Origin of the sequence: Actinophytocola sp. (assembly GCF_045807065.1) — a bacterium.
Lineage (GTDB): Bacteria > Actinomycetota > Actinomycetes > Mycobacteriales > Pseudonocardiaceae > Actinophytocola.
Map to the genome: position 1 here is coordinate 1 of NZ_JBJMIE010000402.1, position 22299 is coordinate 22299.

20 protein-coding genes are annotated in these 22299 nt (G+C 71.9%); 15 read left to right on the forward strand and 5 right to left on the reverse strand.

The features are described 5' to 3' along the window. Both dnaE and ACJ73U_RS23315 read left to right on the forward strand, forming a co-directional pair. Window positions 1–3097, forward strand: a 3097-nt coding sequence (gene dnaE / locus ACJ73U_RS23310; RefSeq protein WP_407779812.1) for a DNA polymerase III subunit alpha, incomplete at its 5' end; no start/stop codon positions are given. A 423-nt stretch (window positions 3098–3520) separates the two neighbouring features. Next, a complete protein-coding gene (locus ACJ73U_RS23315; protein WP_407779813.1) occupies window positions 3521–5086 on the forward strand; it encodes a phosphodiester glycosidase family protein in 1566 nt (521 codons plus the stop codon). Window positions 5087–5213: 127 nt separating this feature from the next. On the opposite strand, the gene ACJ73U_RS23320 is transcribed toward ACJ73U_RS23315, so the two are convergent. After that, window positions 5214–6161: a GlxA family transcriptional regulator gene (locus ACJ73U_RS23320; RefSeq protein ID WP_407779814.1), complete on the reverse strand. Its 948-nt coding sequence runs from the start codon at window positions 6159–6161 to the stop codon at window positions 5214–5216. 83 nt (window positions 6162–6244) lie between these two features. On the opposite strand from ACJ73U_RS23320, the gene ACJ73U_RS23325 reads away from it, so the two are divergent. From ACJ73U_RS23325 to ACJ73U_RS23335, 3 genes are all read left to right on the forward strand, one after another. After that, the gene (locus ACJ73U_RS23325; RefSeq protein ID WP_407779829.1) at window positions 6245–7144 is read left to right on the forward strand and encodes an NADP-dependent oxidoreductase; all 900 of its coding nucleotides are present in this window, start codon (window positions 6245–6247) and stop codon (window positions 7142–7144) included. Between the two features lie 10 nt (window positions 7145–7154). Then, window positions 7155–8420, forward strand: coding sequence for an adenosylmethionine--8-amino-7-oxononanoate transaminase (locus ACJ73U_RS23330; protein WP_407779815.1), 1266 nt, complete (start codon window positions 7155–7157; stop codon window positions 8418–8420). 139 nt (window positions 8421–8559) lie between these two features. Continuing rightward, on the forward strand, window positions 8560–9030 hold the full coding sequence (locus ACJ73U_RS23335; protein WP_407779816.1) for a hypothetical protein: 471 nt from the start codon (window positions 8560–8562) through the stop codon (window positions 9028–9030). 17 nt (window positions 9031–9047) lie between these two features. Here the strand turns inward: ACJ73U_RS23335 and ACJ73U_RS23340 are convergent, their stop codons facing one another. Continuing rightward, the gene (locus tag ACJ73U_RS23340) at window positions 9048–9347 is read right to left on the reverse strand and encodes a glutaredoxin family protein (RefSeq protein ID WP_407779817.1); all 300 of its coding nucleotides are present in this window, start codon (window positions 9345–9347) and stop codon (window positions 9048–9050) included. A gap of 69 nt (window positions 9348–9416) precedes the next feature. Between ACJ73U_RS23340 and bioD the strand changes: the two genes are divergently transcribed. The 4 genes from bioD (at window position 9417) to ACJ73U_RS23360 (ending at window position 12239) form a co-directional block, all read left to right on the forward strand. Further along, window positions 9417–10136, forward strand: coding sequence for a dethiobiotin synthase (gene bioD, locus ACJ73U_RS23345; RefSeq protein ID WP_407779818.1), 720 nt, complete (start codon window positions 9417–9419; stop codon window positions 10134–10136). A gap of 126 nt (window positions 10137–10262) precedes the next feature. Beyond that, window positions 10263–11309 carry a biotin synthase BioB gene (gene bioB, locus ACJ73U_RS23350; RefSeq protein ID WP_407779830.1) on the forward strand — a complete coding sequence of 349 codons (1047 nt, stop codon included), beginning with the start codon at window positions 10263–10265 and terminating at the stop codon, window positions 11307–11309. A gap of 79 nt (window positions 11310–11388) precedes the next feature. After that, window positions 11389–11586, forward strand: a complete 198-nt coding sequence (locus ACJ73U_RS23355) for a hypothetical protein (RefSeq protein WP_407779819.1) — start codon at window positions 11389–11391, stop codon at window positions 11584–11586. A gap of 50 nt (window positions 11587–11636) precedes the next feature. Further along, window positions 11637–12239, forward strand: a complete 603-nt coding sequence (locus tag ACJ73U_RS23360) for a DUF2567 domain-containing protein (protein ID WP_407779820.1) — start codon at window positions 11637–11639, stop codon at window positions 12237–12239. A gap of 324 nt (window positions 12240–12563) precedes the next feature. On the opposite strand, the gene ACJ73U_RS23365 is transcribed toward ACJ73U_RS23360, so the two are convergent. After that, on the reverse strand, window positions 12564–13256 hold the full coding sequence (locus ACJ73U_RS23365) for an LON peptidase substrate-binding domain-containing protein (RefSeq protein ID WP_407779821.1): 693 nt from the start codon (window positions 13254–13256) through the stop codon (window positions 12564–12566). 77 nt (window positions 13257–13333) lie between these two features. Beyond that, window positions 13334–14059, reverse strand: a complete 726-nt coding sequence (locus tag ACJ73U_RS23370) for an NUDIX hydrolase (protein WP_407779822.1) — start codon at window positions 14057–14059, stop codon at window positions 13334–13336. A gap of 71 nt (window positions 14060–14130) precedes the next feature. On the opposite strand from ACJ73U_RS23370, the gene nadA reads away from it, so the two are divergent. The 4 genes from nadA (at window position 14131) to ACJ73U_RS23390 (ending at window position 19076) form a co-directional block, all read left to right on the forward strand. Beyond that, window positions 14131–15141 carry a quinolinate synthase NadA gene (gene nadA, locus ACJ73U_RS23375; RefSeq protein WP_407779823.1) on the forward strand — a complete coding sequence of 337 codons (1011 nt, stop codon included), beginning with the start codon at window positions 14131–14133 and terminating at the stop codon, window positions 15139–15141. Between the two features lie 131 nt (window positions 15142–15272). Then, entirely contained in the window at window positions 15273–16880 is a 1608-nt protein-coding gene (locus ACJ73U_RS23380; RefSeq protein ID WP_407779831.1) for an L-aspartate oxidase, read from the forward strand. After that, on the forward strand, window positions 16877–17725 hold the full coding sequence (gene nadC, locus ACJ73U_RS23385; protein WP_407779824.1) for a carboxylating nicotinate-nucleotide diphosphorylase: 849 nt from the start codon (window positions 16877–16879) through the stop codon (window positions 17723–17725). Before ACJ73U_RS23380 ends, nadC begins: the two co-directional genes overlap by 4 nt. Before the next feature lie 43 nt (window positions 17726–17768). Beyond that, window positions 17769–19076 carry a cytochrome P450 gene (locus ACJ73U_RS23390; protein ID WP_407779825.1) on the forward strand — a complete coding sequence of 436 codons (1308 nt, stop codon included), beginning with the start codon at window positions 17769–17771 and terminating at the stop codon, window positions 19074–19076. A 103-nt stretch (window positions 19077–19179) separates the two neighbouring features. Here the strand turns inward: ACJ73U_RS23390 and ACJ73U_RS23395 are convergent, their stop codons facing one another. Continuing rightward, on the reverse strand, window positions 19180–19944 hold the full coding sequence (locus ACJ73U_RS23395) for a carbon-nitrogen hydrolase family protein (RefSeq protein WP_407779826.1): 765 nt from the start codon (window positions 19942–19944) through the stop codon (window positions 19180–19182). Window positions 19945–20018: 74 nt separating this feature from the next. On the opposite strand from ACJ73U_RS23395, the gene ACJ73U_RS23400 reads away from it, so the two are divergent. Together ACJ73U_RS23400 and ACJ73U_RS23405 are read left to right on the forward strand one after the other, a co-directional pair. After that, the gene (locus tag ACJ73U_RS23400) at window positions 20019–21545 is read left to right on the forward strand and encodes an ABC transporter substrate-binding protein (RefSeq protein ID WP_407779827.1); all 1527 of its coding nucleotides are present in this window, start codon (window positions 20019–20021) and stop codon (window positions 21543–21545) included. Window positions 21546–21574: 29 nt separating this feature from the next. Continuing rightward, a partial coding sequence (locus ACJ73U_RS23405; RefSeq protein ID WP_407779828.1) for an aminotransferase class V-fold PLP-dependent enzyme occupies window positions 21575–22299 on the forward strand: 725 nt, incomplete at its 3' end.

The following is a 22299-nucleotide window of genomic DNA, read 5'->3' on the forward strand; positions in this document are numbered from 1 at the left end:
CACTCTTACCCTACAACACGAACTACAGAACAAGGAGTCGGCGGCCCGGTGGCGCGAGATCGTCGGGCCGGACAACTACTTCCTCGAGCTGATGGACCACGGACTCGACATCGAGCAGCGGGTGCGCGACGGGCTGCTCGAGATCGGCCGCACGCTCGACATCCCGCCATTGGCCACCAACGACTGCCACTACGTCACCCGCGACGCCGCGCACAACCACGAGGCGCTGCTCTGCGTGCAGACCGGCAAGACGCTGTCGGACCCCAACCGCTTCAAGTTCGACGGCGACGGCTACTACCTGAAGTCCGCCGCGGAGATGCGCGAGTACTGGGACAGGGAGGTCCCCGGCGCCGCGGACTCGACGCTGCTGATCGCCGAGCGGGTCGAGTCGTACGACGAGGTCTGGGCCCACGCCGACCGGATGCCGGTGTTCGACGTGCCCGAGGGGGAGGACCAGTCCAGCTGGCTGCGCAAGGAGGTCATGCGCGGCCTGAACTGGCGGTTCCCGGACGGCATCCCCGACGGGTACACGGAGCGTGCCGATTACGAACTGAACGTGATCATCCAGAAGGGCTTCCCCGCGTACTTCCTCGTGGTGGCCGACCTCGTGTCCTACGCGCGGCGGGTGGGCATCCGGGTGGGTCCGGGCCGTGGTTCGGCGGCAGGGTCGCTGGTCGCGTACGCGCTGGGCATCACCAACCTGGACCCGATCCCGCACGGCCTGCTGTTCGAGCGGTTCCTCAACCCCGAGCGCACGGCCATGCCCGACATCGACATCGACTTCGACGACCGCCGGCGTGGCGAGATGATCACCTACGCCACGGACAAGTACGGCCAGGACAAGGTCGCGCAGGTCATCACGTTCGGCACCATCAAGACCAAGGCCGCGCTGAAGGACGCCGCCCGCGTCCTGCACGGCCAGCCGGGCTTCGCGATCGCCGACCGGATCTCCAAGGCGCTGCCCCCGCCGATCATGGCCAAGGACATCCCGCTGTCCGGCATCGTCGACACCAAGCACGAGCGCTACGCCGAGGCGGCCGAGGTCCGCACGCTGATCGAGACCGACACCGAGGTCGGCAAGATCTTCGAGACCGCCCGCGGCATCGAGGGCCTGATCCGCAACGCCGGCGTGCACGCCTGTGCGGTGATCCTCTCCTCGCAGCCGCTGATGCAGTCGATCCCGCTGTGGCAGCGCGACGACGGCTCGATCATCACCGGCTGGGACTACCCGTCGTGTGAGGCCATCGGCCTGCTGAAGATGGACTTCCTGGGCCTGCGGAACCTGACGGTCATCGGCGACGCGATCGACAACATCAGGACCAACCGGGGCGGGGACATCGACCTCGACACCCTGAGCCTGGACGACGAGAACACGTACAAGCTGCTGTCCCGCGGCGACACGCTCGGCGTGTTCCAGCTGGACGGTGGCCCCATGCGTGACCTGCTGCGGCGCATGCAGCCGACCGGCTTCGAGGACATCGTCGCCGTCGGCGCCCTGTACCGTCCGGGTCCGATGGGCATGAACGCCCACAACGACTACGCCGACCGCAAGAACAAGCGGCAGCAGATCAAGCCGATCCACCCCGAGCTGCAGGAACCGCTCAAGGAAATCCTGGCCGAGACGTATGGTCTGATCGTCTACCAGGAGCAGATCATGTTCATTGCCCAGAAGGTCGCGGGCTACTCCATGGGACAGGCGGACGTGCTCCGCAAGGCCATGGGCAAGAAGAAGCAGGAGGTGCTGGACGCCGAGTTCGAGCGCTTCCAGGCCGGCATGAAGGCGAGCGACCTGCGCCCCGGCGGCTTCTCGGACGCGGCGATCAAGGCGCTGTGGGACACGATCCTCCCGTTCGCGGGTTACGCGTTCAACAAGTCGCACGCGGCCGCCTACGGCCTGGTGTCGTACTGGACCGCGTACCTGAAGGCCAACTACCCGGCCGAGTACATGGCCGCGCTGCTGACGTCGGTGGCGGACAACAAGGACAAGAGCGCGGTCTACCTGTCCGAGTGCCGCCGCTCCGGCATCAAGGTGCTGCCACCGGACGTCAACGAGTCGGGCCTGCGCTTCGCCGCGGTCGGCACCGACATCCGCTTCGGCCTGGGCGCCGTGCGCAACGTCGGCGCGAACGTGGTCGAGTCGATCATCAAGACCCGCGAGGCGAAGGGCGCCTACACGTCGTTCACCGACTTCCTGGACAAGTCGGAGCTGGTGGTCTGCAACAAGCGGGTCATCGAGTCGCTGGTCAAGGCGGGCGCGTTCGACTCACTGGGCCACACCAGGCTCTCGCTGGTCCAGGCCCACGAGGAAGCGGTCGAAGCGGTAGTGGGCCTGAAGCGCCAGGAGGCCATGGGCCAGTTCGACCTGTTCGGCTTCGGCGACGACGAGAGCTCGACCCCGTCCAGCGACTCGAGTCCGCTGGCGCACCTGAAGTTCACCGAGGAGGAGTGGCCCCGCAAGCAGTTGCTGGCCTACGAACGGGAGATGCTGGGCCTGTACGTCTCGGCCCACCCCCTCGACGGCGCCGAACGCCTGCTGCGCAAGCACGCCCCGAAACCCATCGCCGAAATCCTCGCCGACCCACCGAAGGAAGGCGAGATCGTCCTCTCGGGAATGATCTCCGCGATGGAACGCCGCGTGAACAAACAGGGCGAACCATGGTGCATCTGCACGATCGAGGACCTGGACGCCTCGATCGAGGTCCTGTTCTTCGCCAAGAGCTACTCGGTCCTGTCCCAGGACCTGATCGAAGACGCGGCAGTGGCCGTCAAGGGCCGAGTCAACTGGCGCGAGGACAAGATGTCGGTCTTCGGCTCGGGCCTGATCCCCCTGGAGTTCTCCGAGGCAGACCTCTCCGCCGCCGCTGAGGAGGGCGAGACCCCTTTCGTCCTCCTGTGCAACCCGATCAAGCTCAACGACGAGGTGGTGGGGGAGCTGAAGAACACCCTCACCGCGCATCGTGGTGACACCCCGGTGCATCTGAGGTTCGCCCACAAGGAGAACGGCGTCACTCTCGCTCTGGACGACTACCCGATCAAGGTGACTCCCGCTTTCCTGGGCGAGATCAAGGCGATTCCTGGGGTGACTGTGGACGCTTGAGTTCTCTGGTTCGTTTCGGGCCGGGGCCGGGGCCGGGGCCGGGGCCGGGGCCGGGGCCGGGGCCGGGCCGGGGGGTGGGGCCGGGCCGGGGGGTGGGGCCGGGGGTGTGGTTGGGCCTGGGTTTGGTCAGGGGGTGGCTTGGCAAGGGCCGGTTTTGGCTTCTTTGTGGTCGTGAGTTGGTTGCTTTGAGCCGGTTTGCTTGTAGGTGGCCGGTGGATCGAGGGCTGGGGCCTCAACTCGGGTCTTGCTGTCTCGGCCTTTCCTGCTTTGCCCTTTCCCTGTTTCGCCTTTCCCTCCTGGGCTGCTGAGCCCCGCCGTCTGCCTGACCACCGCCGTCATTCGGTTGGTTGTCATGTTTCGTCCGCTGACTTTTGTCGGGGTGGTGTGGTTGGGTGGCTCCACCTGCAGAACGGAGGGCGTCGCATGTGGACCAGGAAGGTTGCCCTGCTTGCCGGGGCCGTGGTGCTCAGTGCCACTCTCACCGCCCCGGTGGCGGTTGCTCACGAGCGTGGTCTGCCGCTCGGGCCGCGTGGGCTGTCCGAGTCTCGCACCACCGAGACCCTTCAGGCCGGCGTCACTCTCACCACGATCGTGCGTGGGGCGCCCGATCCCGCCGATACCTGGACCGTCGAGGTCGCCGTTCCCGGCGGTGGTGGTTCGCCGGATCCTGACGCGCCGCCCACGGCCATCTCCGCTCGGGAGCCTGCCGATCGGTTGGCTGCCGTCCTGCGGGCCGGCGGGTTCGAGTCGCGGGTTGAGGATGTCGTCACCCCGCGGTTGGCCGACTTCTCCGGTGGGTCGCTCGGGTTCCGGGTCCGGGTCGGTTCCTACTCGACCAAAGCCGCCGCCGATGGGCAGCTTGCCCAGGCGCGCGGCAGGGGTTTCACCGCGTCGACGGTCTTCACCGGTTGGGACGGCTCGCCCGCCGATCGCGGTCCGTGGGTTGTCCGGGTGTTGACCATCGATCCGCGTACTTTCCGCGGCTCGCTCGCCGGGGACTTCGGCCCCGACCTCGAGCGGCGCGAGACCACCAGTGCCCTCGTCGCCGCTCGGGGTGCCACCGCGGGTGTCAACGCCGGGTTCTTCGTCCTCGACCCGGCTTCCGGTGCGCCCGGTGACCCGGCCGGCGTCGGTGTGTACGGCGGGCGCCTCCTCAGCGAGGCCGTGAACGGTCGGCCGTCCTTCGTGTTCAACGGGCACGGCCGTGCCACGGTCACCCGCAACACCTGGAAGGGCAGCATCACCGTCGGCCGGCGGACCCTTGCCCTGGACGGCATCAACCGCGTGCCCGGCCTGATCCGCAACTGCGGCGGTCTCGGCGACACCCCGACCACCCGGCCCCTGCACGACACCACCTGCACCGACCCCGACGAGCTGGTGGCCTTCACCGCCGACTACGGCGTCTCAACCCCCGCCGGCCCCGGCGCGGAGGCGATCGTCGACAGCCACAACCGCGTCGTCACCGTCCGTACGCCACGTGGTGGTCCGCTGCCGGCCGGCACCCGTTCGGTCCAGGCCACCGGCGCCCAGGCCGCCGAGCTGACCACGCTGGCCCGACCGGGCCAGAAGCTGACCATCACCAGCCGCCTGACCGGTGCGCGCTCCGACTACGTCATCAACGGCGGCCCCGAGCTGGTCCGCGACGGCCACCAGCACGCCACCCCCGCCGCCGACGGCATGGTGCGACCCAACGACCCCAGCTTCTACTACGGCTGGGCCGCCAAGCGGAACCCGCGCACCATAGCGGGAGTCGACGAGCGCGGCCGCGTCCTACTGGTCACCGTGGACGGCCGGGCGACGACCAGCCTCGGCCTGTCCATCGCAGAGTCAGCCGCGGTAGCCCAGGCCCTCGGCATGCGCGCCGCGATCAACCTGGACGGCGGCGGCTCCACCACGATGGTCGCGCACGGCCACGTCCTCAACACCCCATCCGACGCAACCGGCGAACGCCCGATAGGCGACGCGATCCTGGTGCTACCCCGGACCTAGCCAACGCCAACGCCGCGAACGACCTGCGCCACGCTTCGCCGGAACGGAACCGATCGGCGTCGTCCCCACGAGGGAACGACGCCGATCGGCACCGGAACATCGGGGAACTCGCGCAGCGCCGTCCCAGTCAGCTCGCGCGGAACGTCCGTCGATAGGTCATCGGCGACGTTCCCAGTGTCGCGCGTAGGTGGTGGCGCATCGCGGCGGCGGTGCCGAATCCCGCGCGGCGGGCCACTGCCTCGGCGGGCAGGTCTGTCGTCTCCAGCAGGTCCCTGGCCAGTTCCACCCGCTGCCGCGTGAGCCACTGGCCAGGGCTCAGCCCTACCTCGTCGCGGAAGTGGCGGGTGAACGTCCGTCTGCTCATGCCCGCCCGCGCGGCCAGCTCGTCCAGGCCGATCGGCTGGTCCAGCCGCTCCATCGCCCACGCGCGCGCCGCCGCGGTCGTCGCCTCCGCCGACTCCCGCACGGGGTGCTGCACGTACTGTGCCTGCCCGCCGTCCCGCCACGGGGGCACCACGCACCGCCGGGCGACGAGGTTCGCGACCGCGCTGCCGTGGTCGCGGCGCACCATGTGCAGGCACAGGTCCACCCCGGCCGCGGCGCCGGCCGACGTCAGCACGTCGCCGTCGTCCACGAACAGCACGTCCGGGTTCACCAGGACGCGCGGGAACAGCTCCCGGAAGCGCTCGGCGTGCCACCAGTGCGTCGTCGCCCGCCGACCGTCCAGTACGCCCGTCGCCGCCAGCACGAACGCGCCCAGGCAGATCGACACCAGCCGTGTCCCGGGGCGCACGGTGGCCAGCGCGGCCGTCACCTCGTCCGGCAGCACTCCGTCGACGGCCACCGTCGTCGACGGGATCACCACCGTGTCCGCGCCGGCGAGCACGGTCGCGTCGTGTGGCACGGAGATGGTGAAGTCGGCCTGGGTCTGCACCGGCCGGCCGTCGACCGTGCAGGTGATCGTCTCGTAGTACGGCGTGCCGTCGGCGGTCGTCGCGGCGCCGAAGAGCCGGGAGGGGATGCTCAGCTCGAACGGGATCACCCCGTCGAGTGCCAGTACGGCCACTCGGTGCATGGCCCGATCTTGTCATGTGATGACCTCCGGGCCACTGGTCGGGGCCGGTGACCATCGACAGAATCGGTCGCATGGCGAACACGATGCGGGCGATCAGCGTCCAGCGGGCCGGCGGCCCAGAGGTGTTGACCGGGGTGGAACTGCCGAAGCCCGAGCCGGGCCCCGTGGAGATCCTGGTGCGCGTGCACGCGGCGGCCGTCAACCCGACGGACTGGAAGGCACGTACCCGCGGCCGGACGTTCCTCGCCCCGGCCCCGTACGTGCCGGGCTACGACGTCTCCGGCGTCGTCGAGGCCGTCGGTCCCGGCGTGCGGATCTACGCCCCGGGTGACGAGGTGTTCGGCATGCCGCTGTTCCCGAAGCCGGCCGGCGCCTACGCCGAGTACGTGGTGGCGCCGCCCCGGCACTTCGCCCGCAAGCCGGCGAGCCTGGACCACGTGACGGCAGCCGGCCTGCCGCTGGCCGGGCTCACGGCGTGGCAGTCCCTCGTGGATTTCGGGAACGTCCAGCCGGGACAGCGCGTGCTGGTCCACGCGGCGGCGGGCGGCGTCGGTCACCTGGCGGTGCAGATCGCGAAGGCACGCGGCGCGTACGTGATCGGCACGGCCAGCGCCGCGAAGCACGACTTCGTCCGCGGCCTCGGCGCCGACGAGGTGATCGACTACCGCACCACGGACTTCACGACGGCGACGGGCGAGCTGGACCTGGTGCTGGACACCATCGGCGGCGACTACGGCCCGCGGTCACGCGCGCTCCTGCGGCCGGGCGGCACGTACGTCGCGCTGGCGGACCCGACGGACGAGGCGTTCCTGCTGGTGGAGCCGGACCACGCGGGCATGCTCGCACTGGTCAACCTGGTCGGGAAGGGCCAGCTGGCGGTCACCGTGGACGCGGTGTTCCCGCTGGCCGAGGCGGCCAGGGCACACGAACACGGCGAGGCGGGTGGCGCCACGGGCAAGATCGTCCTCGACGTCGCGGGTTAGCCTGCCGGGCGTGACCGCTGATCTCGTCGCGCTCGACCGGGCGCATGTGTGGCATCCGTACGGGCCCATGCCGGGGCTCGTCGACCCGCTCGTGGTCGAGTCCGCGGCCGGGGTGCGGCTGCGGCTCGCCGACGGGCGGGAGCTGGTCGACGGCATGTCGTCGTGGTGGGCCGCCATCCACGGGTACCGCAACCCCGTGCTGGACAAGGCGCTGGCGGACCAGGCGGGCCGGATGAGCCACGTCATGTTCGGCGGCCTCACCCACGAGCCGGCCGTCACCCTCGCGACCAAGCTCGTCGAGATCACACCGGAGCCGCTCCAGCACGTGTTCCTCTGCGACTCCGGCTCCGTCTCGGTCGAGGTCGCGGTCAAGATGGCCCTGCAGTACTGGCGCTCCCTCGGCCGCCCGGAGAAGCGCCGGCTGCTGACCTGGCGCGGCGGCTACCACGGCGACACCTTCCACCCGATGAGCGTCTGCGATCCGGACGGCGGCATGCACAGCCTCTGGCGCGGCGTCCTGCCGGCGCAGGTCTTCGCGGACGCGCCGCCGGCGGCGTTGGAGCACGACTACGTGGCGCACCTGGCGTCGCTGGTCGAGGACCACGCCGACGAGCTGGCCGCCGTGATCGTCGAGCCGGTCGTGCAGGGCGCCGGCGGCATGCGCTTCCACGACCCCCGCTACCTGCACGTCCTGCGTGAGCTGACCCTGACCCACGACGTCCTGTTGATCTTCGACGAGATCGCGACCGGCTTCGGCCGCACCGGCACCCTGTTCGCCGCGGATCAGGCCTCGGTCGCACCGGACATCATGTGCGTCGGCAAGGCGCTGACCGGCGGCTACCTGTCGATGGGTGCGACGCTGTGCTCGGGGCAGGTCGCCGACGGCATCTCCCGCGGCTCGGTCCCGGTCCTGGCCCACGGCCCGACCTTCATGGGCAACCCACTGACGTCGGCGGTCGCGAACGCCTCGATCGACCTGCTGCTGTCGCAGGACTGGCAGGGCACGGTCAAGCGCCTGGCGGAAGGGCTGCGGACCGGCCTCGAACCGGCCCGGTCACTCCCCGGCGTGCGCGACGTCCGCGTGCTGGGCGCGATCGGCGTGGTGCAGCTGGACCACGAGGTGGACATGGCCGCGGCGACGGCGGCGGCCGTGGCGCAGGGCGTGTGGCTGCGCCCGTTCCGGGACCTGATCTACACGATGCCGCCGTACGTCACCGAACCGGCCGACCTCGAACGGATCGCGGCGGGCGTACTGGCGGCGGCCCGCGCCGGCTGAGGGGGCGGCCGCCGGCCCCGGTTCCACGCTACGGCACGTCACCGACAGGAAGGGATGCCGCGAGGCCGGCCTGTGGACGAACTCCGGCATCCACCGGTGTCGATCTTCGGCGACCGCGGCGCCTGGCACGATGACCGCCATGTCAGGTGAGGTCTGGGTAGCGCTCATCTCCGTGGCGGGGGTCGTCCTCGGTGGCCTGCTGTCCTTCCTGGTCCAGCACAGGACACAGCGGTCCGCGGAACGCGCCGAACAGCGGCGGCAGCTGATCGCGCTGGGGGAGACCCGCCGCGCGGAGCAGCTGGCGCTGCTGGAGCGGTTCATCGAGGTGGCGGCCTCGGCGGAGCGATCCGCGTTCAGCCGCCCGACCGAGGACTGGGACGAGAACCACCCCTGGCACATCAGGACCCAGGACGTCATGAACAGGCTGTGGGTCGCCGAGCGGCTCATCCGCATCCAGTTCCCCCTGCCCGTGCACGACGCGGCCCGCGCGTACTTCCTCGACCTGAACCGGACGGTGTGGGAGGGCCTGCCCGACGGTCAGAACGTGCGGGACTACCTGGAGAACAACCGCCTGGCCTTCCTCGACGCGGCCCGCGCGGTCATGAGCTGAAGCCCCAACGAGCCCGCCTATCGGCAACCGGACCGGCCGCGGCGCTGGCGGTGGGCGGACAGCGTGGTGGCGAGCTCCACCTCGGTCGGCTCGACGAGGACCGTGCCTTCCGGGGTGATGACCACCGGGATGTTGGGCAGACCGCCCGCGATCTCCGCGGCGCGGGCGCGCAGGGCCGGGTCGGCGTCGGTGTCGAACTCGACGTAGGGGACGTTGTGCCGGCGCAGCCAGGACCTGGTCCGCCGGCAGTCGCCGCACCATTCCGCGCCGAAAAGCTGCGTCCGCTCCGCGCCAGACCCCCCGTCGCCCAAAATCACGGGTCAGACCCTAACCGAGAGTAGGGCGGCGTGGGTTGCGGCAAACGGGTGGGACTAACCTGACCGCCCGTGAGTTTCATGGTGCTCACAGGCACCGGAACGGGTGTCGGCAAGACGGTCGTGACTGCCGCCGTTGCCGCGCTCGCCCGCCACCGGCGCCGGAGCGTAGCGGTCCTCAAACCAGCGCAGACCGGGCTCCCACCCGGTGAGCCCGGCGACGTCGACGAGGTCACCCGCCTCGCCGGCGACGACGTCACGACCTGGGAGCTGGCCCGTTTCCCCGACCCGCTGGCCCCGGCCACCGCCGCGCGGCGGGCCGGCATCATGCCCGTGACCCCCAAGCAGGCCGCCGCGGCCGCCGTCGAGCTGGCCCGCGGGCACGACCTGGTGCTCGTCGAGGGCGCCGGCGGGCTGCTGGTGCGCATGGACGACCACGGCGGCACGCTCGCCGACGTCGCCTGGTCCGCCGCCGCGCCCGTCCTGATCGTCGCCAACGCCGGCCTCGGCACCCTCAACGAGACCGCGCTGACCGCCGAGGCGCTGCGGCGCAGGGGCATCGAGTGCGCCGGCGTGGTGGTCGGCGCCTGGCCCGCCGAGCCCGACCTCGCCGCCCGCTGCAACCTCGACGACCTGCCGGAGGTGGCCGGTGCGCCGCTGGTCGGGGCCGTCCCGGCCGGCGCGGGCACCCTGACCCGGCCGGAGTTCCTCGACATGGCCATCCGCTCGCTCGCCCCGTCCCTCGGCGGCGAGTTCGACGCGAGCGGCTTCGCCGCGGAACACGCTGCCTAGGGCAGTACAGCTGGGGCACCGACCGCGCGGCGGCCCCGGCACGCTAGAGCGGGAGTCGTGCGTGATGTACGTCGCGTGTCCACATGCGCCTCGTGCGGCAAACTGGGGCGGACGCACCCGATCACGATGGAGGCACCGGTGACCGCAGCTGCCGAACGGACGGAAACAACGGCGGAGAACGACCTGCTCGCCGCCGCCCGGGAGCAGGTGCTCGAACGCGGTGTCGGCCTGAACGAGGAGCAGCTCCTCGAGATCCTCCGCCTCGACGACGACCGGATCCCCGAGCTGCTCGCCCTCGCCCACGACGTGCGGATGCGCTGGTGCGGCCCGGAGGTCGAGGTCGAGGGCATCGTCAGCCTCAAGACCGGCGGCTGCCCGGAGGACTGCCACTTCTGCTCGCAGTCCGGCCAGTTCCCCTCGCCGGTGCGCTCGGCCTGGCTGGACATCCCCGGCCTGGTCAGGGCCGCGCGGGAGACCGCGGCCACCGGCGCGTCGGAGTTCTGCATCGTGGCCGCCGTGCGCGGCCCGGACAAGCGCCTGCTGTCCCAGGTCCGCGACGGCATCAGGGCCATCCGCGAGGACGGCAACGACATCCAGATCGCCTGCTCGCTGGGCATGCTCACCCAGGCCCAGGTGGACGAGCTGGTCGAGATGGGCGTGCACCGCTACAACCACAACCTCGAGACCGCGCGCTCGCACTTCCCCAACGTGGTGACCACCCATTCGTGGGAGGAGCGGTGGGAGACGCTCACGATGGTGAAGGCGGCGGGCATGGAGGTCTGCTGCGGCGGCATCATCGGCATGGGGGAGACGGTCGAGCAGCGCGCGGAGTTCGCCGCGCAGCTCGGTGAGCTGGACCCGCACGAGGTCCCGATGAACTTCCTCATCCCGCAGCCCGGCACCCCGTACGAGAACTACGAGATCGTCGAGGGCAAGGACGCGCTGCGCACGATCGCCGCGTTCCGGCTCGCGCTGCCGCGCACGATCCTGCGGTTCGCCGGCGGCCGCGAGCTGACCCTCGGTGACCTGGGCGCGCGGCAGGGGCTGCTGGGCGGGGTCAACGCGGTGATCGTCGGGAACTACCTGACCAACCTCGGCCGGCCCGCGCAGCAGGACCTGGACATGCTGGCGGACCTGAAGATGCCGGTCAAAGCACTGAGTGAGCACCTGTGAGCGGAGCTTGCGAAGCGAACCGTGGACACCAGGGCGAGGCACGGCGGCACCGAGCCCGCGGGGGGACACCGTGAGCGGCGTGAGCTACTGCGTCCACTGCGGCAAGCCCGAGGGTGAGGGCGACCACGCGCGGTGCTCGGGTCCCCTGGCCGCGCTCGACCCGCCGCGCTTCTGCGCCGAGTGCGCCCGCCGCATGGTCGTGCAGGTGACCCCGGCCGGGTGGACGGCCCGGTGCAGCCGCCACGGCGAGCGTTCCTCGGTCGACGCCAAGTACTAGTCTTTGTCGTTACGGGCCGTGTCCGCGGCTGGGACTAGTGGGAGGTCGGCGTGTCGGAACAACCGGTCGGAGAGCAGGACGCGCCGCACCGGGAGCCCGAGTACCCGATCCATCCGAATCCGGTCCAGTGGCAGCCGCCGACACCGAAGGTGGTCATCAGGCGTGACCTGCTGCCGGCGGTCAGCGTGCTGTCCGCAGTGACGCTGCTGGGGCTCGCGGTGGGCTGGCTGTGGTCGCTGCTCGCGCCGCCGCAACGCCAGGTCATCACGCAGGACGGCCAGGCGGCGTCGCTGACCGACGAGAGCTACCACCGGTTCGACGACCTGGTGATCTTCATGCTGCTCTGCCTCGCGGCGGGGGTCGTCACCGGCATCGCCGTCTGGTATCTGAGGGAACGCCGCGGTCCCGTGGTCATGCTGGCGGCCGTCGCGGGCGGCGCCCTCGGCGGTTGGCTGGCCCAGTCCGTCGGCACGTCCTGGGCGGCGGGCCGCTGGCCGGTGCCGAAGAGCGTGAAGGCGCTGGACATCGTGTCCGTGGCGCCGGTGCTCGAGTCCGCGTGGGGCCTGATTCTGTGGCCGCTGGCGACCGCCCTGGCCTACGGCGTCCTGGCCGCGATGAACGGCATGGACGACCTCGGCCGCCGCCTCGGCTAGCCGGGTATTCCGCACATGGGCCGCTGACCTGCGGCGATGATCGGGACGCTGCTCCGGCTCAAGCTCGCGATCAGCCAGAACTCGATCATGTGCGGAAAACGGGCAAGCTGGTGACCCGTCCAGGAACACCCGCCCCCTCGACGATGCAGGCCGCGTTTGCCACGCTCGCGGCGCAGACCGAGGCACTGGCGCCGGCCAGTGGTCGCGCCGAATTGTCGGTGCTCGCTGATAGTGTGGAACCAGGGGTCCCCCTTGCGAGCCGGGCAGACGTGTGTCCGCCGTGGGCGAGGGAAAGGGACTTTCGTTCGGGGTGTTGTCGACTCGTTAGTTCTCGATCGCCTGCTCGTGTAGTTCCGCCGGGGGAGCGGGGACGGCGTGCAGGGTGGTCAGGATGCCGGCTTCTCGGCTGATCAAGCTGGTCACGAGCCGCAACCGGTGCAGGGGGCGGGTTTCCTCCAGGATGCGTTGGCGGTCTTCGAGTGGCAGCAGGCAGTCCGTGGCGAGCAGGTGGGCCAGGGCGGCCACGCCGACGTTGTCCTCCGGCTCGGTCCAGTCGCCCTCTTTCCACGCCACCTGGCAGTAGCGGCGGTAGGCCGCGCGTGCCGCCGCGATCAACGACGTGATCGTGTCCGCCATCGAGCGTTGGCCGGGGATCATCGCCGGGGTGTCCGGCAGCCACTCGACCGTGCCCATCAGGTACGGGGCCGCCGCGTTGTCGAGGGCCAGCAGGCGGAACCGTCGCTCGCCGACCGACACGATGTCGAACCGGCCGTCGGGTAGCCGGGACGCCTGGCGCAGCACGGCCGCGCACCCGACCGGCTGCAACTGGTCGAGCGAGGTCACCTCCACCCCCGCGGACGGGGCGAGCGCGACCACGCCGAACCGCTTCTCGGGCACCGTGCCCGTCATCAGGTCGACGGTCAGCTGGCGGTACCGCGGCTCGAAGATGTGCAACGGCAGCGGCACCCCGGGGAGCAGCACCGTTCGCAGCGGGAAGAGCGGTAGCGGTAATGACACGGCACCAAGGCTAGGTCGCCGCGGCTCCTCCCGCTTGGTGCACGAGGACGGAAAGGGGACGAGCCGGCTCCGACGGGTCACTCCTGGCTGCTGCCGCCAGCGTTCCGCTCGGTCCTCGGCGGCCGGAACACCGCGAACGGGTCGGTCACGGAGATCCCCCGCCGGGTGAACCGGAACAGCGCGGCCGGGCGACCGCCGGCACGACCGGGTGGCGCCGTGTCACCGGTCTGCTCGAGCAGCCCCCGCCGGGACAGCACCCGCTGGAGGTTCGTCGCCGACACCCGGTACCCCAGCGCCGCCGAGTACAGCGACCGCAGCGCCGAGATCGTGAACACCGGCGGCGCGAGCGCGAACCCCAGGTTCGTGTACGACAGCTTCGCCCGCAGCCGGTCGCGCCCTCGACGCACGATCGCCTCGTGGTCGAACGCGGTGCGGGGGAGCGCGTCCACCGGGTGCCACGCGGTGTCCGGCGGCAGCGCCGGGTCGTTGTCGGACGGCACGAGCCCGAGGAACGCCGACGCGATCACCCGCTCGCCCGGCACCCGGTCCGGCGCGCTGAACACGGCCAGCTGCTCGACGTGCGACAGCTGTCGGACGTCGACCTTCTCCTCCAGCTGCCGGCGGATGGACGTCTCGACGTCCTCGGTCGCGCCGAGCCGGCCGCCGGGCAGTGACCACCGGTGCGCGTGCGGTTCCTGAGCGCGTTCCCAGAGCAGAACCTGGAGTGATCCCGATCGCACCTGGAGCACCGAGGCCAGCACTTCATGGTCAGCCACGGTTAACGCGGTGGTAGCATTGGCCATGTTTTCGATCCTAAGGCGAAAACCTCGGGGTGGGAAATCGACACGGCGGACCGTAGCCCAGGGAGGGATAGATGGCCGCAACGTTGGAGCAAGATCTGACGCCCTACAGCGGGGTTGAGCCGGACTCGGCATGGCACGACGAGGTGCGCAGGCTCGCGGAGGAACGCGACGCCGTGCTGCTCGCGCACAACTACCAGCTGCCCGAGATACAGGACATCGCCGACCACACCGGCGACTCGCTCGCGCTGAGCCGCATCGCGGCCGCCAGCGACGCATCCACGATCATCTTCTGCGGCGTCCACTTCATGGCCGAGACCGCGAAGATCCTGAGCCCGGACAAGACCGTCCTCATCCCCGACGCCCGCGCGGGCTGCTCGCTCGCCGACTCCATCGACGCCGCCCAGCTGCGCGCGTGGAAGGCCGAGCACCCGGGCGCCGTCGTCGTCTCCTACGTGAACACCACGGCCGAGGTGAAGGCCGAGACCGACGTCTGCTGCACCTCCTCCAACGCCGTCGACGTGGTCCGTTCGATCCCGGCGGACCGCGAGGTCCTGTTCCTGCCCGACCAGTTCCTCGGCGCGCACGTCAGGCGCGAGACCGGCCGCGACAACCTGCACGTCTGGGCCGGCGAGTGCCACGTGCACGCCGGCATCAACGGCCCCGAGCTGGCCGCCCGCGCCGCCGCCAACCCCGACGCGGACCTGTTCGTGCACCCCGAGTGCGGCTGCGCGACCTCCGCGCTCTACCTCGCCGGCGAGGGCGTGGTGCCGAAGGACCAGGTCAAGATCCTCTCGACCGGCGACATGGTGACCGAGGCACGCGCCACCAAGGCGAGCACCGTCCTCGTGGCGACCGAGATCGGCATGCTGCACCAGCTGCGCCGCGCCGCCCCGGAGATCGACTTCCGCGCGGTGAACGAACGCGCGTCCTGCCGGTACATGAAGATGATCACGCCGGCCGCGTTGCTGCGGTCGCTCCGCGAGGGTCGCGACGAGGTCCACGTGGACGCCGAGACGGCCGCCCGCGCACGCGGCGCCGTCCAGCGGATGATCGAGATCGGCAAGCCCGGTGGTGGCGAGTGAGCACGCCGGGAGCGGAGCGAGCGAGCCTCCGCCGGACCGACCGGGGAGCGGACTCGGGAGCGAGGGACGAGCGTCGGGCGCGCGACGACGGAGGGAGCCGGCCGCGAGCGAGCGGAACGACCCGTCAAGCGCTGTGGGAAGCGCGGGCCGACCTGGTGGTCGTCGGCACCGGGGTCGCCGGTCTGACCGCCGCGCTGCGCGCCCGTGAGCTGGGGCTGCGGGTCCTCGTCGTGACGAAGGAGGCCGCCGACGGCGGCAACACCCGGTGGGCGCAGGGCGGCGTCGCCGTCGTGCTGGGGGACGTCGAGGGCGACTCGACCGCCCGGCACGTCGACGACACGCTGGTCGCGGGCGTCGGCCTGTGCGACGAGGTGGCGACGTCGCGGATCATCGGCGACGGTCCGGCCGCGGTGGGGCGGCTGCGCGGCCGGGGCGCGGTGTTCGACCGTGACACGGACACCGGCGGCGACCGGTTGGCGCGGACCCGCGAGGGCGGCCACACGGCGTTCCGCGTGGTGCACGCGGGCGGCGACGCGACCGGCGCCGAGGTGGAACGCGCGCTGCTGGCGGCCTCCCGGGACGACCGGGTGCCCATGCTGGAGCACCACACCGCCGTCGACACGCTGCGCACCCCGGCCGGCGAGGTCGCCGGGCTGCTGGTGCTCGACGCCGACGGAACACCGGGAGTCCTCGTGGCACCGGCGGTCCTGCTCGCGACCGGCGGCCTCGGCCAGCTCTACCAGGCGACGTCGAACCCGGCCGTCGCGACCGCGGACGGCGTGGCCATCGCGCTGCGGTCCGGGGCGCCGGTCGCGGACCTGGAGTTCGTGCAGTTCCACCCGACCGTGCTGTACACGGGAGCCGGCGCGCGGGGCCGGTGCCCACTTGTCACCGAGGCCGTGCGCGGCGAGGGCGCGGTGCTGGTCGACTCCCGCGGCAACCGCGTGATGGCCGGCGTCCACCCGCAGGAGGATCTGGCGCCCCGCGACGTGGTGTCGGCGGCGATCACCCGCCGGATGGCCGCCCTGGGCGACGACCACGTGTACCTGGACGCGACCCACCTGGCGGCCCCGGAGTTCCGGCGGCGCTTCCCGACCGTGCTGGCCGCGTGCCGCACAGTGGGCGTCGACCCGTCATCGGCGCCGATACCGGTTGCCCCGGCGGCGCATTTCTCGTGCGGCGGCGTGGTGTCCACAGTGGACGGTCGAACACCGGTGCCCGGCCTGTACGCGGCGGGCGAGGTGGCGCGGACCGGCCTGCACGGCGCGAACCGGTTGGCGTCCAACAGCTTGCTGGAGGGCCTGGTCGTCGGCACGCGGGCCGCGGAGTCGGTCGCGGCCGACCTGGCGCTGGGGGTGTTGGCGAAGCCCTGTCTGGCCGCGTGCCCGCCGGTGCCGGTGGTGCCGGTCGCGGACCGGGACACGCTGCAGCGCGTGATGAGCCGCTACGCCGCCATCGGCCGCGACGCCGAAGGTCTCGCGGTGGTGGGCTCGGTGCTGGACGTGTCGGCCATCGACCGCCCGCTCGGGACGCGGGCGCTGGTGGAGGACGCGGCGTTGACGCTGACGGCCCGCGCGCTGATCGCCGCGGCGGCGGTCCGGCAGGAGTCCCGCGGCTGCCACGTCCGCGACGACTTCCCGGCGACGTCGGGGGAGTGGGCCCGCAGCCTGACCGTGCGCCTGACCCCGTCGGGCCAACCCATGATCGCGCGACCGGCATTGGTGAAGGGGGCGGCGTGACCGACCTGGACCTGGACGATCTCCACCGCGTGGTGACCACGGCGCTGGCGGAGGACCTGCGCTACGGCCCCGACGCGACCACCGCGGCGACGGTGCCCGAACACGCCGTGGCCACCGCGACGATCGCGCCGCGCGCCTTCGGCACCCTGGCGGGGCTGCCGGCCGTGCGCGCGGTCTTCGACGAGGTCATCGGCGACTACGAGGTCCTGTCCGCCATGGACGACGGGGCGAAGGTGCGGCCGGGCGACCCCGTCCTGGTGGTGCGCGCCCCGGTGCGCGCACTCCTGACGGCCGAGCGCACCGCGTTGAACCTGCTGTGCCACCTGTCCGGCGTGGCGACCGCGACGGCGGCGTGGGTGGACGCGATGGCGGGCACGGGCGTGGCCATCCGCGACTCCCGCAAGACGTTGCCCGGCCTGCGCCTGCTGGAGAAGTACGCGGTCCGCCGCGGTGGCGGCGTCAACCACCGACTGGGCCTCGGCGACGCGATCCTCATCAAGGACAACCACGTCGCGGCCGCCGGCTCGGTGGCCGCGGCCCTGCGCGCGGCCCGCGAGGCGGCCCCCGACCTGCCGTGCGAGGTGGAGGTCGACACCCTCGACCAGCTCGACGAGGCGCTGGCGGAGAAGGCGGAGCTGGTGCTGCTGGACAACTTCCTCCCGGAGCACTGCGCCACCGCGGTGCGCCGGGTGGCGGACCTCGGCGCACCGACGAAGCTGGAGGTGTCCGGCGGCCTGAAGCTGGCCGACGCCAGGGTGTACGCGGAGACCGGCGTCGACTACCTGTCGGTCGGCGCGCTCACCCACTCGGCCCCCGCACTGGACCTGGGACTGGACCTCACGTGACCGGGACTATGCCGGCCCTGTCCACGGGCGTATAAAAAATCTCATGCCCATGGTCGAGGCACCCCCGGCCCTGCCACCCGGACCGAACCTGCCGCCGCTCGTCCAGACCATCCTCTTCATGACCGCGCGGCGCCACCTCCACGCGACGAGGCGCCGCCGGTACGGGGACGTCTTCACCGCACGCATCGCCGGCGGCCGGACCGTCGTCACGCTCACCCAGCCGGCGCACATCCGCCAGGTCTTCGCCGGCGCGCCAACGATTTTCCACGCCGGCGAGGGCAACGGGATGCTGGCGCCGGTGATGGGCCGGCACTCGCTGCTGATCACCGACGAGGACGAGCATCTGCGGGCCCGCAAGCTGCTCATGCCGGCGTTCAACGGCGCCGCGCTGCGCGGCTACCGCGACCTGATGGCCGAGCTGGCGGTCACCAGCGTGGCCGGCTGGCCGGTCGGCGCGCCGTTCCCGGTGCACCCGCGCATGAACGCGGTGACGCTGGAGATCATCCTGCGGGTCGTCTTCGGCATGTCCGACGGGCCTCGGCTCGCCGAGCTGCGGCCCCGCCTACGCCGCGTCACCGACATCGGCCCGCTCACCGTGCTCGGCTGGAGCTACCCGAAGCTGCGCAACGTCGGGCCGTTCCGGCGCAACTGGGAGAACCTGCGCGCGGTGGACCGCCTGCTGCACGCGGAGATCGCCGACCGGCGCGGCGCCGGTGACCTGTCCGAGCGCGGCGACGTGCTGTCCACCCTGCTCACCGCGGCCGGCGACGAGATGACCGACCTGGAGCTGCGCGACCACATGGTCACGCTGCTGCTGGCCGGCCACGAGACGACCGCGACCGCGCTCGCCTGGTCCTGCCACGAGCTGGCGCGCCACCCGGACGTCCTCCGCGAGGCGCAGCGGGCCGCGGACGACGGCGACGACGCCTACCTGGAGGCCGTGGCGAAGGAGGCCATGCGCCGCCGCCCGGTGATCCAGAACGTGGCCCGCAAGCTCACCGAGCCGACCGACATCGCCGGTTTCCGCCTGCCGGCGGGCACGGTCGTCGCGCCCAGCATCTCGCTGGTCCACCGCGACCCCGACGTGTACGACGACCCGAGGGACTTCCGGCCGGAGCGGTTCATCGGCAAGCAACCGGAGGCGGGCACCTGGATCCCGTTCGGCGGGGGAGTGCGGCGCTGCATCGGCGCCGGCTTCTCCCTGCAGGAGGCCGCCACGGTCCTGCGGGAGGCACTGACCCGCTACGACCTCCGCCCGGCCCAGCCGCGGCCGGAAGCGGCGAAACCCCGCAACATCACGCTGATCCCGGCCCAGGGCGCCCGCATCATCGCCACGCCCCGCAAGCGCTGAAAGGCGCGTCCAGGGCTCCGTCAGGCCTTTGAAGGCGTGTCCTGCCTCTGGAAGGCGCGTTCTCGAACGCGCCTTCCAGGGCAGCGGTCACGTCCCGAAGCGCCTACAGCCTGCGGTTAGCCAGCACGGGGAGCACCTTGCGGGTCTCCGTGACCCGCTCCAGGTCGAGGTCCACCACCAGCAGTTCGGGGTCCGCGCCCGCCGACGCCACCACCGACCCGTCCGGCGCCGCGACCAAGCTGTGCCCGACGCCGGTCGGCGCGTTCGTCGGCACGCCCGGGTCCGCCTGCCCGCACGCCACCACGAAGCACGTCGAGTCCAGCGCCCGCGCCCGCACGAGCAGCTCCCACTGCTCGACCTTCCCCGGCCCCGCACCCCACGACGCGCCGAGCAGGACCACCGAGGCACCGCGGTCCGCGAGCCCCGTGAAGACACCGGGGAACCGCACGTCGTAGCAGGTCGCCAGGCCCAGGGTGTCCAGCACCACGAGATCCTCGCCGGGCGCGACCGTCCGCGACTCCTGGAAGCCGAACGCGTCGTACATGTGGATCTTGTCGTAGCCCACGTGCCGGTCACGCCCCGTGGCGAGAAGCGTGTTGAACACCCGCCCGTCCGCTGCCGGGGTGAACATCCCGGCGACCACGAGCACGTCGTGCGACACGGCGATCTCCCGCACCGCCGACGCCCACGGCCCGTCCAGCGGCTCGGCCAGCGGACCCAGCGACGTGCCGAAACACGCCATCGTCGCCTCCGGGAACAACACCACCGACGCGCCGTCCGCGGCAGCCGACTTCACCTGCTCGGCCACGAGTGACAGGTTCTCCGAAGGCGACGGAGTGGACGTGATCTGGCTCAGGGCAACACGCACGGCGACGACCTCCGGGAGTGAGAATCGCTAATCCCTCCACGCGAGGATATGTCGCCCGGCTAGGGTCGGGCCTCGTGCCCAACAAGTCGCGTCGTCTTCTCGCGCCGCTGCTCGCGGTCGCGCTCGTGGGCGCCTGCACCGGCGATCCGACCCCGCCGGCCTCCGGCGACCCGGACGGCAGGTCGCTGGTGATCGCCGTGGCCGACGAACCGGCCGACCTCAGCCCGCTCGCGGGCTACGCCGAGCACGGCGCCGCGAAGCTCTACGACGGGCTCGTCGAGTACCAGGCCAACCTCTCCCTGCGCCCCGCGCTCGCCACCGACCTGCCCAAGCCCGCCGCCGACGGGCTGTCGTGGACGGTCTCGCTGCGCCCGGGCGTCACGTTCACCGACGGTTCGCCGCTCGAGGCACAGGACGTCGTCGACACCTACCGCGCGCTGCTCGACCCCGCCCGCAAGAGCCCGGAGCGCCAGCGGTTCTCGATGGTCAAGAACGTCACGGCGCTCAACGTGGCGACCGTGCGCTTCGACCTGTCCGCGCCGTACGCGCCGTTCCCGGAGCTGCTCACGCTCGGCATCGTGTCCAGCGAGTCCGTCGGCACCGACACCCCCGTGGGCACCGGCCCGTACCGGCTCGCCTCGTGGACGCGTGGCCAGCGGATGGTGCTGGCGGCCAACAAGGCGTACTGGGACGACACGCCGGCCATCACCAAGGTCACCGTCGAGTTCATCCCCGACGACGAGACCCGCGCCAAGCAGCTGAAGGACGGCAAGCTCGACGGCGCCGCGCTGCCACCGGAGCTGGCGGAGAAGTTCGACGACACCGACGGCATGCGGGTGGTCGCCCACAGCGCGGCGGACGTCCGCGCGGTCGTCCTGCCCGCGGACAACCCGGTCACCGGCGACGCCGGCCTGCGGCTCGCGCTGAACTACGCGGTCAACCGCGAGTCGATGGTGGAGAACGTGCTGGCCGGCAAGGGCCGCGTCGCCTACACGCCGATGCCCGAGGTGCTCCCCGAGTTCGTGGAGCCGGACGCGGTCTTCGACTACGACCTGACCCGCGCGCTCGACGCGCTCTCGTCGGGCGGCTGGAGCCCCGGCGACGCGGGCGTGCGCGTGAAGAACGGCACGCCGGCCGCGTTCACCCTGCGGTACGCGCAGGGCGACACCGTCGCCGCCGGGCTGGCCGAGGCGTTCGCGACCGACGCGCGGGCCGTCGGCGTGCAGGTCACCCCCGAGGCCACCACCGACGCGGCGGCACTCGCGGCCGGGCCGTCGCTGGTGGGCTTCGGCGACCCGTTCGACCCCGACACCGCCCTGTACCCGGTGCTGCGGTCCGGGCTCGGCGGGTATCACGATGAGACCGTCGACACGGCGCTGGACACCGGACGGGCCGCGACCGACCCGGCCGAGCGGGCCGTCGCCTACCGGAAGGTCCAGCGCGCCTGGGTGAGCGCGCCCGGCATGGTCGTGCTCGCCGCCCCCGACCACACCTACGTCATGCGCGAGAGCTGGGACGGCTACCAACCGGTGGTCGACGCGTCCACCGCGGACGCCACCTGGGGCGCGTGGTGGAACCTGGAGGACTGGACGCCGCGATGACCGGAGCCGGCGGGAGGGAGAATCAGGGCATGCTCGACCTCGACGCCATACGCAGCGACACGCCCGGCTGCCACCGGGGCGTGTTCCTCGACAGTGCCGGCTCGTCGCTGCCACCCGTGCGGGTGCTGGACGAGGTCATCAACCACCTGCGCCGCGAGGCCGAGGTCGGCGGGTACCGCGCCGCCGAGGAACGCCTCGACGACCTCGAGGCCGGTTACGCCGTGCTCGCCTCAGCCCTGGGCTGTCACCCGGACGAGGTCGCCTTCACCGACAGCGCGACCCGCTCGTGGCTGGCCGTGTTCGACGCGATCCCGCTGGCCGCCGGCGACCGGATCCTGTGCACGGAGGCGGAGTACGCGGGCAACGCGATCCCGCTGCTCCGGCGTGCGGCGGAGGTCGGTGCCTCCGTCGAGCCGATCCCGTCGGACGCCACGGGTGCGGTGGACGCGGCGGCGCTGGCCGAGCTGCTGGACGAACGCGTGCGGCTGGTGTCGCTGGTGCACGTGCCGACGAACGGCGGCCTGGTGAACCCGGTGGCGCCGGTGGTGTCGGCGGCACACGCCGTCGGCGCGCTCGTGATGCTGGACGCGTGCCAGTCGGCGGGACAGGTGCCGCTGGCGGGCCTGGACGCCGACATCATCACGGGCACGGGCCGCAAGTGGCTGCGCGGTCCCCGCGGCACGGGCTTCCTGGTGGTGCGCCGGTCGGTGCTGCCTCGGCTGCGGCCACGGCAGGTCGACCTGCACAGCGGCGA